The organism is Xanthomonas cassavae CFBP 4642 (assembly GCF_000454545.1).
In the GTDB taxonomy this organism is placed as follows: Bacteria; Pseudomonadota; Gammaproteobacteria; order Xanthomonadales; family Xanthomonadaceae; genus Xanthomonas; species Xanthomonas cassavae.
Genome location: NZ_CM002139.1, coordinates 4,060,556 through 4,072,836, shown reverse-complemented (window position 1 = coordinate 4,072,836; position 12,281 = coordinate 4,060,556). Strand labels below are relative to the sequence as shown.

The following is a 12,281-nucleotide window of genomic DNA, read 5'->3' as shown; positions in this document are numbered from 1 at the left end:
GAGTATCTCAACAACGTCGCCGACCTGATGAACGCCCGGCCACGGCAGACGCTTGGCTGGAAGACGCCGAACCAGGCGCTGGAAGAAGAGATCGCTCAATTCAACTCACGTGTTGCACTTGCAAGTTGAGACCGCCCTCTGCCAGCTGTCGTTGTGCAGCAGCATCACCTGTCTCCGCGCGGCTTTTAGTGTCGTGGAAATTTCGATAGATCTCATCTGACGCCTTTGACGCCCAGTCCGACACCCGCTGTTTGGCGTGACTACTTTCCCTTCCGGGAATCGAATCTTCTTCAACCCTGCGTGTTTCAGTTTCACTTAGTGAACCGCGCGATGCATCCGCCAATTGCGAGGGCTTCATAAATAAAAAAGTAATTAGCGCAGCCGTAATCAATCCCGCAACAGCAAAGACATATTTTTTTTTCATCAAGCCTCCTCGCGCAATACATTAATGAAATATAAATGAGATCCATTTAATGCATTGATTACATTTTTTTCGCGAATGTCAACAGATATTTTCCTTTCGAAGCCGCGCGATCACGACCTTCTTGCCAAGTGCAGACCTAGCGAGTTACAGATTGCATTCCTTTCTTCTGTGGTTAAACCTAGTATTACTCTTTTTGCATACATCGCTTTGGGGCCACCTGGTCGTACATTGCCCTCCTGTCCCTCTTGATGGACACGCGCGATATGCGAGACACGCCCTATGAATCCGACGCTCACCTCGTTGGGACTCGCGCTGACCTTCAGGAACTTGGCTTGCCGCAGCTTGGCAAACATCTTCTTGCGTTTGACTCTGCCGGACTTGTCGCGCAGCGGCTCCTTGCGCGGTGCGTAGGGCGTCCCGTCTGGCGCCTGCTGTCGGCCGATGCGCTGGCTCTGGGAGCGCCGCAGCGCGGTGCCGGTCTTGCGCGCGAGCTTGCGGCGCTCTCCCTCCTGCAGCCGGGCCAGCAATGGCGCGGCCCAGGTCTCCAGCGCGGTCAGCTCATCCATGTGGGATCGATCACCGGCTCAGGCGCATGCGTCATGTCGTAGCCGCCACCGTTCTTGGCGGTCACGACGACACGTTCGGTCAGCGGCAACTTGATCGACAGATCCACGGCATCGTTGGCGAGGAGGTCGGCCTCGAAGGCAATCTCGCCGCGTCGCGCAGGATTGGACAGCAGCTCGGACTGATTGACCTGCACCCATTCGAGCAACGGCAGCATCATGCTATCGGGGTGATCTGCGTAGTCGGTCAGAATCAGGTTGAGCGTGTACTGGTACTCGAACGAGAGCCCAGGCTGGAATGTGCTGACCAGGCTGCCAGCGTCGATGAACACCAGCAGCCGATCGGCATCACGCGCTAGCTCCGGCAATGCCGCGACCAGATGCGCGCGCAGGCTGGCGGGCTTGATCATGGCGCCGGCTCCGCTGCGTGCAGGTCGATCCAGTCCTGCAGCGCGCTCAGCTGCGCGGCGGTGGCGTGGCAGCTGGTGTAGTTGTCGGAGACGGTGCTGGCGATGCCAGAGAGCGTAACGCCGGCGGCCGGCGCATCAGGATCTCCGGCGGACGGCCCGGCAGAGTGGCCCGTGGCGGCGGCGTCGTGCAGCCGCACAAAGCCAGTAGGGATAGCGCAAGCAGCATCGGCTTTCTGGGTGACATAGATCGGGATCTAGCGGGTAATGATGGCGCCGGCTTCGCGCACGAGCTGCACGCGGTCGACGTACTCAACAACGGTTCTTGTGGGAACCCCTTGCGCTGTCGCGCTTGGCGATGGCGGCAGCTTTTTCGTCTGGCGCCTGCTTGCGTTCGGAGCCGTGGCGCTGGCGTAAAATGCGGCGATGAACAATGTTCCCGACAGTCATCTGGTCCACGGTCGCCGCCAGCGTCCGGAGGGTCCTTCGCCGATCGATGTGATCTCGGTGCAATCGCAGCTGGTCTATGGCCATGCCGGCAACAGCGCTGCGGTGCCGCCGCTGCGCGCGCTGGGCCTGCGTGTGGCGGAAGTGCCTACCACGCTGCTGAGCAATGGGCCGTTCTATGCCACCTTGCGTGGCCGCATCCTGCCGGCCGACTGGCTGGCCGACCTGTTGCTGGGTGCCACCGAGCGCGGCCTGCCGCAGCGTGCGCGCATGCTGGTGTCCGGCTATTTCGGCAGCCTGGCCAATGGCGAAGCCTTCGCCGATTGGCTGGAGCAGACCTTGCCGCAGGCGCCGCAGCTGCGCTATTGCCTGGACCCGGTGATCGGCGACACGCACACCGGCCCGTATGTCGAACCCGGACTGGAGCGTGTGTTCGCCGAGCGGCTGCTGCCGCATGCCTGGCTGGTCACGCCCAATGCGTTCGAGCTGGGGCGGCTGACCGGCTTGCCTAGCCTGCAACAGGACGATGCCATCGTCGCCGCGCGTGCACTGCTGGCACGTGGGCCGCAGTGGGTGCTTGCGCACAGCGTGGCCGGTGCCGCCGGCGAGCTGGTGACGTTGGCGGTCAGCGACGTGGCGGTGTATCGCTGGGCCAGCCCGCACCTGCCGGTGGATGTTGCCGGTACCGGCGATGTGCTGATGGCGCTGCTGATCGGAGGCCTGCTGCGCGGGTTGCCGTTCGAGCAGGCGGTGGGCCACGCACTCAGCGGGGTGCATGGCGCGCTGGAAGCCACGCTGGCGGCGGGGGTCGAGGAATTCGATGTGCTGGCTGCCGCTCCGGCCGCCCTGGCGGCGGGGCCACGCTTCGCCTTCGAGCGCCTGGCATGATCGCCCAGCCGGTCGTCGGCATCGTCGGCATTGCCGGCGCCTATGGACGATGGCTGGCGCAGTTCCTGCGCACGCGCATGCAGCTGCAGGTGATCGGCTTCGATCCGGCCGAGGCCGGCGGCATGGACGAGGCGACGCTGGCACAGCAGGCCGATGTGCTGATCTTCTCGGCGCCGATCCGCCACACCGCGGCGCTGATTCAACGCTATGTCGTCCTGGCCGGGCCACGTGCGGCCTCGCAGTTGTGGATGGATGTCACCTCGATCAAGCAGGCGCCGGTGGCGGCGATGCTGGCGTCATCGGCCGAGGTGGTCGGCCTGCATCCGATGACCGCGCCGCCCAAGTCGCCGACCTTGAAGGGCAGGGTGATGGTGGTCTGCGAGGCGCGCCTGCAGCGCTGGTCGGCGTGGGTGCAGACGCTGTGCACGGCCTTGCAGGCGCAGCGCGTTGACGCAACTCCCGAGCACCACGACCGGGTGATGGCACTGGTGCAGGCGATGGTGCACGCCACCCATCTGGCACAGGCCGGCACCTTGCGCGACTACGCGCCGCGGCTGGGCGAGTTGCAGTCGCTGATGCCCTACCGGTCGGCTTCGTTCGAATTGGATACCGCGGTCATCGCGCGCATCCTTTCGCTCAATCCGGCGATCTACGAAGACATCCAGTTCGGCAATCCTTATGTAGGCGAAATGCTCGACCGGCTGTTGACGCACCTGCAGCAGTTGCGCGCGCTGGTGGCGCAGGGCGATGAGGCGGCGCGTACACAGTTCCGCCAACGCTTTCTGGACGACAACGCGCTGGCTCTGCAACACGACGCGGTGGCTGCCGGCAACTACACCTACGAGCGGGTGGGTTACCTGCTGGCCGACCTCACCGAGCCGCTGACGCTGAGCGTGTACCTGCCCGAAGACCAGCCCGGCTCGCTGCGGGCATTGCTGCATATCTTCGAACGGCATGGAGTGAACCTGGCATCGATTCATTCGTCGCGTACACCGGCAGGCGAGCTGCATTTCCGGATCGGGTTCGAGCAGCAGAGCGATCGTGCCGCCTTGGCGCAAGCGGCGGACGCGATCGACCAAAGCGGGATCGGACGCGTGCTGGAGCGCTCGGACCGGGCTGAATGAGTGTGGAGCTGTGATGTGTGGGTTTGGTGTTAGCGGACAGCGTCTCTGAGGCCGATGTGCGCGCGACTGCGTTTGCCCACCTGGGCACGGCGGTTTCATCCACATGGGATGTGGATGAAATCTACACACGCATGTGGATAACAGTGCGCAGCCCTTGCACTACAAGGGCTGGTTACAGTGTGGTCAAAAAATGACCAGGCCGATCAGGCGGCAGCCAGGCGCAACTCGCCGCCGTCGGTGACGAAGCGCTGGCCCTGTCGCTGCAGGTGGCGACCATCGGGCAATTCATAGCGTGGAGTGGACTGGATGTTGGGTCGGGAAGCCTGCTCGTCGCGGAACTCGACGATCACATAGGGTTCGCCATCCGCATCGACCGCGGGAAATTGCCGGAAAGACATAATGACCTCCGAAGACTTCAGGGTTGCAGCGCATCCAGCGATAAACGCGAGGCTGCATGGCCGAGCATGCGCACGTTGATGTTATTGAGGAGTCATTGCGTTGTGTGGGCAGGGAGAATTTTCGCCTGCTCTCGATGCGAAAAACGCTCTCGACAGTGTCGGCAGGCGGCCCAATCCGATGGAACCGCCGTGCTGTCACTCCATCGACCCGGACGGATTGATTGCTTCTGCTTGCTTACGTGTGTGCATGCATGCACACACACGCAACCCCATTCAGCGTCGCAACTGCAGCGCATCCCGATCGGCAGTGGCCGCTGCCAGTTCCGCGCGTGCCGAGGCGATGCGTGCTTCCGCATCGATCAGGCGCACGCGGGCGTCGTTGGCGGTTTCTTCGCGCTGGTTGACCAGGAAGAAGTCACCCGACCCCAGTTCGAAGCGGCGCCGTTCGGCAGCGGCCAGGCGGTCGGCCAGGCCACGTTCCTCATCGGCGATCCTGGCCAGCCGTTCGGCGGCGTTGAGCGAGATGACGATCGATTCGACTTCGACCGAGATCTGGTCGCGCAGGAAGCGGCTGCGCTGATCCAGCGCTTCGATCTCGGCACGCGCTTCGGCCACGCGACCCTTGGCGGCGCGGTTCTCCAGCGGCACGCTGAAGCGGAACCCGATGATGGCATCGGTGGGCGAGCGGTTGGGGCCACCCACGCCGGGCGGGCCCAGGTCCTTGCTGACTTCCACGCTCACATCCAGGCGCGGCTTCAGATCGTTCTGCGCCAGCATCAGCCGCGCGGTGGCCTGGTCGATGCGGGTCAGCACGGCGCGGTAGTCCGGGCGCTCGACCGGCGCGGTGATCTTGCTGGCGCCGGCCAGCCCTTCCAGCGCGGACGTGTCGGCCGGCAGGCGCTCGTCGGAGACGATCATCGGCATGCCCGCGTCATCGCGCAGGTACAGCGACAAGGCATTGGCCGCGTTGGCGAAATCCTGCTCCGAGCGCACCACCAGGGCGCGCCGGCGCACCAGGTTCTGGTCGTTCTCGGTCAACAGGATCGTGGGGCGCGCGCCCAGCGTCACCTGCCGCGAGATCGCGTTGCGGCGGCGCTCGGCCAGTTCCAGCAGATCCCTGTAGGCACGCAGTTTCAATCCGGCAGCGACCCAGCTCTGGTAGGCGTCCACCGCACGCCGTTGCACCCCGATCGCCACCATCTCCGCCTCGTACCGGGCAACATCGATGTCGGCGCTGGCAACGCTGCGCTTGGTGCGGCGTTCGTCGATCACGCGATCGCGCAACAGCGCATACAGCGCGCCGACCTTCACTTCGCCGCCGCGGTCGGTGTAGGACTTGTCTTCGTAGACCGGAAACGCGCCACGCGAGGAGCGGTAGCCGCCGTAGTAATAGCCGCCGTTTTCCTCGAACGGACGCTTGACGCCGGTTTCGATGGTGCTGCCGTCGTAGTAGCCGGCCTCGCGCGAGCGTCCTTCGATATCGAACACGGTATCGAAGGCGCCGTCGGCGGAGATGCCCTTGCCTTCGGCCTGGCGGACCTTGGCCAGCGACTCGATGATCTGCGGCGCAGAGCGCGCCGACGATTGCAGCACCTCGTCCAGGCTCAACGGCGTGGCCTGGGCGAATGCCGCACCGGGGCAGAGTGCGATCAGCAGGGCAGCAAGACGGCGCATCACTTCTTGCCCGTCGCGTCGTCTTCGGACTTGTCGCCGGCTGCCGGCTTGGCCTTGCCCTCGTCCTGCGTGGTCGCAGCCGGACGCCGGCCGAATTCCAGCGGGAAGTTGTTGAGCTGGCGCCATAATTCATAGCCTACCCGCACCGTTTCGCCCTGCACCCAGCCGCGCACCTTGCCGCCCTGGCGGGCGAATTCCTGCGCCGGCCAGGCCGGCTTGCCCGGCATCGGCTCGACCAGGATGCGGAACAGCCCGTCCGGCGCGGCATTGGGGTCGATCGCCCGCACGCGGCCGTCGAACATGCCGTGCGCCACCGACGGCCAGCCGCTGAACTGGATCGCCGGCCAGCCTTCGAACTCCAGCCGCACCGGTCGGCCCAGACGGATCAGGGGCACATCGCGGCCGTCGATGTACAGCTCCACCGCGCGCTCCACGCGCTCGGGTGCGATCACGGCCAGCACGGTGCCTGGCGACACCATCGCGCTGCCGCTGGCGGCGTTGAGCTGCTGCACGCGACCATCGCGCGGGGCGCGCACCAATTGCGCGGACTGGCGATTCAACTGGATGTCGATGCGGGTCAGCTTGGCGCGCGATTCGGCCAGTTTGGCATCGGCTTCGGCCACCTTGATCTGGGTCAGCTCGAAGTCGCGACGGCCGGCCAGGCCTTCGGCAAGCAGTTGCCGGCTACGCTCCACATCGATGCTGGCCACCGCGCGCGATTGCTGGATGGCGGTGATCTCCGCCGCCACCTGCGCACGTTCGCTGGCAAGCCGGGTGAGCAGGTCCGGGTCCAGGTCGCCGACCCGAGCGATCGGGTCGCCCTCGGACACGTGCTGGCCATCGTGCACATACCAGCGCTCGACACGGCCAGGCACGAAGGCGGTGACCTGCTGCTGGCGGTCGCCCGGATCCAGCGAGACCACCTGGCCCTTGCCGCTGGCGGTCTGCACCCAGGGCGCAAACGCCAGGATGGCGCCGGCAATGGCAACGCCGATCAGCAGCATCCAGGCCAACGCCCTGGCGATGCTGGGCGGGCGCATCGCCGCCAGGGTGGGGAAGTGCGCGATCCGGTCAGAGGCGTGCTGCATGGGTCGCCTCCTGGGTGGATGCGATCAGTTCCGCACGCGTGGCGTAGCGCTGCTGACGCTCCGGTTCCAGACGGAACCAGCCGTCCAGGGTGATGTCCTCCGGCCGGCCGGTGCACAGCAGCACCGTGGTTCCTGCGTCCTTCAAGCGCCGCAGGACCCGGGTCAGACGTTCTGCCGGAAGCAGGTCATACAGTTGCGACAACATCAGCACCCGCGGGCGCACCAGCAGCGCATTGGCCAGTTTCAGCGCCATGACATCGCCGATCCACAACGGGAAACCGGATGCGGCGAGGCGGGTGTCCAGGCCTTGCGGCAACGCGGCGATGCGCGCGCGCAGGCCCACCGCATCGATCGCCTGAAGCATCGCATCGGATGTCACGTCGGCGGCGGCCATCGCCAGGTATTCGCGAATGGTGACCTCCACGATGGTCGGCCGGTCGAGCACGGTGACTTCCGAGCGCAGCAGGTACATGTCGAAGGTGGCCATGTCGGCGCCGCCCACCATCACCAGCCCGCGGTCGGGAACGACGTGGCGCTTGAGCACCATAGCGAGCAGGCGGTCGGCACCGCCGTCGGCCAGGGTGACCAGCTGCTCCCCGGCTTGCAGCGCGAAATCGAAACGCGCGCCCTCGATCACCACGCCATCCAGGCGCACCGCACTGTTGCCCGGCGCTTCGCCGGCGGCCACCACCGGACGCTCCTGCGGGATGGCGTACAGCAGCGACAATTCCTCCGCGCTGGCGACCAGGTCGTAGAACACGTCCAGATAGGTGCCCAGCTGCGCAATGCCGTAGAACACCGCGCTCAGGATCAGCTCGGCCGCCACCAGCTGGCCGATCGACAGCTCGCCGCGCAGGATCAGGCTGCCGCCCAGTGCCAGCAACGCCGCGCTGGCCACCGCATAGGTGAGCAGGAACGCCAGCGTCTGGGTGAAGGTGTAGCGGAAATGGCGCCGATGCCGCGCCACATAGGCGGCCGTCACCGCTTCGGAGCGGTCCATCGCAAAGTTGAGGTGGCGGCTGGATTTATAGAACCCGTTGGAGCCGCCAACGCTCTCCAGCCAGTGCGCGGCGTTGTGCTTGGCATGGCTCAGTTCCACCGCCGAGCGGATCGAGCCACGCGACCAGATCATCCAGATCGAGAAGATGGTCAGCAGCAACAGCGCGTTGAAACCCAGGAAGAACGGGTGGTAGAAGCTGGTGACGATCAGGCCCACCGCCGACTGCAGCATGATGGTGAAGGCACCGACCGCCAGGCTGGGCACCGCTTTTTGCACCACCACCAGATCGAAGTAGCGGTTGAACACGTCGCCGCGGTTCTGATCGGCGAAGAACGGGTTCTGCGCATGCACCGCGCGCACGGTGATTTCCGCCACCACCCGCGCGAACAGGCGGCGCTCGAACAACGCCATCACCCACACCCGCATTGCGCTCAAGGCCGCCACCAGCAACAACAGGCCCAGCAACAGGCCGGACAGGGTCCACAACGGCGTGGGCAGCGCGGTGTTGGCGACGCTGTTGATCAGTAGTTGCACCGAGATGGGGGTGGCCAGCGACAGCAGGCTGATCGCAACGCCATACACCAGGGCAAGACGCACATACGGCATGTCCGGCCCGACGATTTCCGCCAGCCAAGCCACCGCTTCCCGCCATCCGATCCGCTGCGCCGCCATTGACTATCCATTGATGAGTTCAGTGAAGCATTGACGAGTTACGGCGACAGGACAAGGCCGGTGCGCTTATCCGTTGTATAGGATTTTCCTATGCGGCTGCGGCGCGCAGCAACTCGGCGATCAAACCGAACGCGGGCGCACGCCCTGCGCCCTGGCGCCAGAGCAGGCCGATGTCGCGGTAGTAGCGGCCGCCCTTGATCGGGCGCACCACCACATCGTCGCCTTCGCGGATTTCCTGGCGCACGTACAGGTCCGGCAGCAGCGCCAGGCCCATGCCCATGCCGGCCATCTGTCGGATCGCATCAAGACTCGTGCCTTCGTAATCGCGCAGCACGTGCGCGCCGACATCCATCGCAATCGCGGCCACTTGTTCGGCCAGGCGATATTCCGGCATCAGCGTGAGCAGGTTGGCGCCGCGCAGATCGGCGGGGGTGATGCAGCGTTTGCTGCGCAGCGGGTGATCGGCGGCCATGGTCACGTGCAACGGCTCGCGGAACAGGCGCTCGCTGTGCAGGCTGCGGCCGGCTACCGGCAACTGCGCCAGAATCAGATCGTGTACGCCGTTGGCCAGGTCGCTGGCGAGCATGGTCGGCAGGCCTTCGCGCACGTGCACGCGCAGCGCCGGGTGCTCGCGGTGCAGGCGCGCCACCAGGCTGGGCATCAGATAGGCGCCCAGGGTTGGCGAGACGCCGAGCCGGATGGTGCCGATCAGGGTATCGGCCGAGGTGGCGCGCACGTCTTCCAGGTCGGCCACGTCCAGCAGGATGCTGCGCGAGCGGTCGCGCAGGTCGCGTCCCAGCGGGGTCAGGATCGCCGGCACACCACGTTCGAACAGCGGCGCGCCGATGATGGTCTCCAGCGCGCGAATCTGTTGCGACAGCGACGGTTGCGAGACGCCCATCTGCTCGGCTGCGCGGGTAAAGCTGCCGGTGTCGGCCAGTGCGACGAAATAGCTGAGCTGGCGGATGGTGGTTCTGGGGCGGGCCATGGCGAGCTTAGTGCGTTGGGTGGAGCGGGGCACGCCGCCCGCGTCGGGCCGCGAAACATGGCAGCCGGCGAGGGCCTCATCCAGCAGTCATTGATCGATGAACTGCAGCCGCGCCAATTCTGCATACAGGCCGCCTTCGGCGACCAGCTGTGCGTGGGTGCCCTGCGCGACGATGCGGCCGGCGTCCATGACCACGATGCGGTCGGCCTTGAGCACGGTGGCCAGGCGGTGCGCGATGACCAGGGTGGTGCGGCCCTGCATGAGCCGGTCCAGCGCTTGTTGCACGGCGCGTTCGCTCTGCGCATCCAGTGCGCTGGTGGCCTCGTCCAACAGCAGGATCGGCGCGTCCTTGAGCAAGGCACGCGCAATCGCCACGCGTTGTTGCTGGCCGCCGGACAGGCGCGTGCCGCGCTCGCCCAGTTCGCTGGCGTAGCCCTGCGGCAGCGCCCGGATGAAGACATCGGCTTCGGCAGCCGCGGCGGCGGCTTCCACCTCCGCGTCGCTGGCCTGCAGCCGGCCGTAGCGGATGTTGTCGGCGGCACTGGCGGCGAACAGGGTGGGTTGCTGCGGCACCAGCGCAATGTGTTCGCGCAAGCGCACCGGGTCGGTGTCGCGCAGGTCCACCTCGTCGATGCGCACGTGGCCACGCACCGGGTCATGGAAGCGCAGGAGCATCGACAGCACCGTGCTCTTGCCGGCGCCGGAGGGGCCGACCAGAGCCACCGTCTCGCCGGGGCGGACATGCAGGTCGAAGCGATCCAGTGCCGGTGCATCGGGGCGCTGCGGGTAATGGAACACCACCTGGTCGAAATGGATCGCACCATGCAGCGGCTGCGGCAACGGCGTGGGCGTGGGCGGTGCCACGATCGCCGGCTGTTCGTCGAGCAGTTCGCCGACGCGGCCCATGCCGCCAGCTGCGCGCTGCAGCTCGTTCCAGACCTCGGCCAATGCGCCGACCGAACCGCCGCCGATCAGGGCATACAGCACGAACTGGCCCAGCGTGCCTGGAGTCATGCGGCCGGACACCACGTCGTGCGCGCCCAGCCACAGCACGCCGACGATGGCGCCGAAGATCAGCATGATCGCCACCGCGGTGACGCCTGCCTGGGTACGCACCCGCAGCCGTGCCGTGTCGATGGCGGACAACAGCGCCTGGCTGAAACGCTGGCTCTCGTACTGCTCGCGCGCATGCGCCTGCACGGTGCGCACCGCGCCCAGGGTTTCGGCGGCCAGCGTATTGGCATCGGCCACGCGGTCCTGGCTGGCGCGCGAGATCTTCTGCAGCCGGCGCGCGCCCAGCACGATCGGCAGCACCGCCAGCGGGATGCCGATCAGAGTGAAGCCGGCCAGGCGCGGGCTGGTAATCAGCAGCATCACCATGCTGCCGATCACCGTCACCGAGCTGCGTAACGCCACCGACATGGTGGTGCCGATCAAACCGCGCAGCAGTTCGCTGTCGGCCGACAGCCGCGACACCAGTTCGCCGCTACGGCTGCGGTCGTGAAAGCCGGCGTCCAGCCCGATCAGGTGCGCATACAGGCGGCCACGCAGGTCGGCGACGACCTTTTCGCCCAGCAGCGAGACGAAGTAGAACCGCGCCGCCGTGGCCACTGCCAGTACCACCGCAACCGCGAACAGCAGGGCGAATGCCTGGTTGATCTGCGCCCCGCCGGAGAAGCCGTGGTCGATCATGCGCTTGACCGCGGCCGGCAGGCTGAGCGTGGCCGCCGAGGAAATCGCCAGCGCAATCAGCCATGCGGCGAACAACCCGCGCTGGCGCTGCACGAACGGCCACAGGGTGCGCAGGCTGCCAAGCTTCCGCAATGGATTGGGCCTGGCGGCGGCTGGCTGATTCATGCGGCTTCCGGTGTTGAGAGGTGGACACGGTTGCGAGTGGCGTCGCACAGACGGGTTTTCAAGCCTGCAAGCCGATCTGCAGGCACTTGCACGCGCAATGCCGCGCCATCGGCATCAAAACGCTCGTCCAGCCTGTCGGCATGGGAGGCGACCAAGGCGGCATGCACCAGCCCCAGGTCGTCGAACCGACAGTGCAGATCGAGCAGCGTCAGTGCGATCAATGGCCGCCGCGTCGCCAGCCGCAGGCACTCGGCGGCAGTGCCGCCATAGGCGCGCACCAATCCACCGGCACCGAGCTTGATGCCGCCGTACCAACGGGTGACCACCACCACCACGCGATCGAGACCCTGGCCATCGATCGCCGCCAGGATCGGCCTGCCCGCCGTCCCGCTGGGCTCGCCATCATCGCTGGAACGGTACTCCTGCCCGAAGCGGTAGGCCCAGCAGTTGTGAGTGGCAGCGCGCACCGACACGCGCTGCACGATCTCCAGCGCCTGCGCGGGAGAGTCCAGTACACCGGCGTGGGCCAGAAAGCGGCTGTGCTTGATGTCCAGGCTGTGGTGCGCGTCAGCGGCAAGGGTATCGAGCATCGCCGTCATTCTATGCGAGGCGGGGGTGGCGGTTGCTGCGGGCCGTCGTGACTGCGGTTACAAGCTCGCAGATCGGCGTGGTGTTGGGTGCAGTTGCTGCGGTGGCCTGCAATGACGCTGCGGCATATGAAGTTGCTGGCCGGCACCGCGTTTTTTGTGGA

12 protein-coding genes and 2 pseudogenes are annotated in these 12,281 nt (G+C 66.1%); 3 read left to right on the top strand and 11 right to left on the bottom strand.

Going from position 1 to position 12,281, the window contains the following annotated elements:
• Nucleotides 1-129: pseudogene (locus XCSCFBP4642_RS28830) on the top strand (IS30 family transposase); the annotation flags it as partial.
• Here the strand turns inward: XCSCFBP4642_RS28830 and XCSCFBP4642_RS27535 are convergent.
• The 4 genes and pseudogenes from XCSCFBP4642_RS27535 to XCSCFBP4642_RS25210 all read right to left on the bottom strand — a co-directional run.
• Entirely contained in the window at nt 101-424 is a 324-nt protein-coding gene (locus tag XCSCFBP4642_RS27535; protein WP_200859709.1) for a hypothetical protein, read from the bottom strand. The pseudogene XCSCFBP4642_RS28830 and the gene XCSCFBP4642_RS27535 sit on opposite strands and share 29 nt — an antisense overlap.
• 110 nt (nt 425-534) lie before the next feature.
• Nucleotides 535-990 carry a phage virion morphogenesis protein gene (locus XCSCFBP4642_RS0117935; RefSeq protein WP_029220997.1) on the bottom strand — a complete coding sequence of 152 codons (456 nt, stop codon included), beginning with the start codon at nt 988-990 and terminating at the stop codon, nt 535-537.
• On the bottom strand, nt 978-1,397 hold the full coding sequence (locus XCSCFBP4642_RS0117930; RefSeq protein WP_029220996.1) for a phage tail protein: 420 nt from the start codon (nt 1,395-1,397) through the stop codon (nt 978-980). The genes XCSCFBP4642_RS0117935 and XCSCFBP4642_RS0117930 overlap by 13 nt, the downstream gene beginning before the upstream one ends.
• Nucleotides 1,394-1,760, bottom strand: a pseudogene (locus XCSCFBP4642_RS25210) (hypothetical protein); the annotation flags it as partial. The gene XCSCFBP4642_RS0117930 and the pseudogene XCSCFBP4642_RS25210, both read right to left, overlap by 4 nt.
• A 60-nt stretch (nt 1,761-1,820) precedes the next feature.
• On the opposite strand from XCSCFBP4642_RS25210, the gene pdxY reads away from it, so the two are divergent.
• Together pdxY and XCSCFBP4642_RS0117915 are read left to right on the top strand one after the other, a co-directional pair.
• Nucleotides 1,821-2,729 (top strand): pyridoxal kinase, encoded by a 909-nt coding sequence (gene pdxY, locus XCSCFBP4642_RS0117920; protein WP_029220994.1) that lies wholly within the window; start codon nt 1,821-1,823, stop codon nt 2,727-2,729.
• Nucleotides 2,726-3,853 (top strand): prephenate dehydrogenase, encoded by a 1,128-nt coding sequence (locus tag XCSCFBP4642_RS0117915; protein ID WP_029220993.1) that lies wholly within the window; start codon nt 2,726-2,728, stop codon nt 3,851-3,853. The genes pdxY and XCSCFBP4642_RS0117915 overlap by 4 nt, the downstream gene beginning before the upstream one ends.
• A 203-nt stretch (nt 3,854-4,056) precedes the next feature.
• Here the strand turns inward: XCSCFBP4642_RS0117915 and XCSCFBP4642_RS0117910 are convergent, their stop codons facing one another.
• The 7 genes from XCSCFBP4642_RS0117910 to XCSCFBP4642_RS0117880 all read right to left on the bottom strand — a co-directional run bounded on the left by XCSCFBP4642_RS0117910 (nt 4,057) and on the right by XCSCFBP4642_RS0117880 (nt 12,129).
• On the bottom strand, nt 4,057-4,251 hold the full coding sequence (locus XCSCFBP4642_RS0117910) for a hypothetical protein (RefSeq protein WP_029220992.1): 195 nt from the start codon (nt 4,249-4,251) through the stop codon (nt 4,057-4,059).
• Nucleotides 4,252-4,524: 273 nt separating this feature from the next.
• Nucleotides 4,525-5,925, bottom strand: coding sequence for a TolC family protein (locus tag XCSCFBP4642_RS0117905; RefSeq protein ID WP_266104007.1), 1,401 nt, complete (start codon nt 5,923-5,925; stop codon nt 4,525-4,527).
• The gene (locus XCSCFBP4642_RS0117900) at nt 5,925-7,013 is read right to left on the bottom strand and encodes an HlyD family secretion protein (protein ID WP_029220990.1); all 1,089 of its coding nucleotides are present in this window, start codon (nt 7,011-7,013) and stop codon (nt 5,925-5,927) included. Before XCSCFBP4642_RS0117900 ends, XCSCFBP4642_RS0117905 begins: the two co-directional genes overlap by 1 nt.
• Entirely contained in the window at nt 6,997-8,685 is a 1,689-nt protein-coding gene (locus XCSCFBP4642_RS0117895; protein ID WP_029220989.1) for an ATP-binding cassette domain-containing protein, read from the bottom strand. The genes XCSCFBP4642_RS0117900 and XCSCFBP4642_RS0117895 overlap by 17 nt, the downstream gene beginning before the upstream one ends.
• 88 nt (nt 8,686-8,773) lie before the next feature.
• Complete coding sequence (locus tag XCSCFBP4642_RS0117890; RefSeq protein WP_029220988.1) at nt 8,774-9,673, bottom strand: hydrogen peroxide-inducible genes activator; 900 nt, start codon at nt 9,671-9,673, stop codon at nt 8,774-8,776.
• An 87-nt stretch (nt 9,674-9,760) separates the two neighbouring features.
• On the bottom strand, nt 9,761-11,530 hold the full coding sequence (locus XCSCFBP4642_RS0117885) for an ABC transporter transmembrane domain-containing protein (RefSeq protein WP_029220987.1): 1,770 nt from the start codon (nt 11,528-11,530) through the stop codon (nt 9,761-9,763).
• Nucleotides 11,527-12,129, bottom strand: coding sequence for an IMPACT family protein (locus XCSCFBP4642_RS0117880; RefSeq protein WP_029220986.1), 603 nt, complete (start codon nt 12,127-12,129; stop codon nt 11,527-11,529). Before XCSCFBP4642_RS0117880 ends, XCSCFBP4642_RS0117885 begins: the two co-directional genes overlap by 4 nt.
• Nucleotides 12,130-12,281 lie beyond the last annotated feature (152 nt).

Bases quoted from the DNA above. Each gene is read 5' to 3' on its own strand.
- XCSCFBP4642_RS27535 (WP_200859709.1), bottom strand. From the start codon at position 424: ATGAAAAAAAAATATGTCTTTGCTGTTGCGGGATTGATTACGGCTGCG.
- XCSCFBP4642_RS0117935 (WP_029220997.1), bottom strand. From the start codon at position 990: ATGGATGAGCTGACCGCGCTGGAGACCTGGGCCGCGCCATTGCTGGCC.
- XCSCFBP4642_RS0117930 (WP_029220996.1), bottom strand. From the start codon at position 1,397: ATGATCAAGCCCGCCAGCCTGCGCGCGCATCTGGTCGCGGCATTGCCG.
- pdxY (WP_029220994.1), top strand. From the start codon at position 1,821: ATGAACAATGTTCCCGACAGTCATCTGGTCCACGGTCGCCGCCAGCGT.
- XCSCFBP4642_RS0117915 (WP_029220993.1), top strand. From the start codon at position 2,726: ATGATCGCCCAGCCGGTCGTCGGCATCGTCGGCATTGCCGGCGCCTAT.
- XCSCFBP4642_RS0117910 (WP_029220992.1), bottom strand. From the start codon at position 4,251: ATGTCTTTCCGGCAATTTCCCGCGGTCGATGCGGATGGCGAACCCTAT.
- XCSCFBP4642_RS0117905 (WP_266104007.1), bottom strand. From the start codon at position 5,925: ATGCGCCGTCTTGCTGCCCTGCTGATCGCACTCTGCCCCGGTGCGGCA.
- XCSCFBP4642_RS0117900 (WP_029220990.1), bottom strand. From the start codon at position 7,013: ATGCAGCACGCCTCTGACCGGATCGCGCACTTCCCCACCCTGGCGGCG.
- XCSCFBP4642_RS0117895 (WP_029220989.1), bottom strand. From the start codon at position 8,685: ATGGCGGCGCAGCGGATCGGATGGCGGGAAGCGGTGGCTTGGCTGGCG.
- XCSCFBP4642_RS0117890 (WP_029220988.1), bottom strand. From the start codon at position 9,673: ATGGCCCGCCCCAGAACCACCATCCGCCAGCTCAGCTATTTCGTCGCA.
- XCSCFBP4642_RS0117885 (WP_029220987.1), bottom strand. From the start codon at position 11,530: ATGAATCAGCCAGCCGCCGCCAGGCCCAATCCATTGCGGAAGCTTGGC.
- XCSCFBP4642_RS0117880 (WP_029220986.1), bottom strand. From the start codon at position 12,129: ATGACGGCGATGCTCGATACCCTTGCCGCTGACGCGCACCACAGCCTG.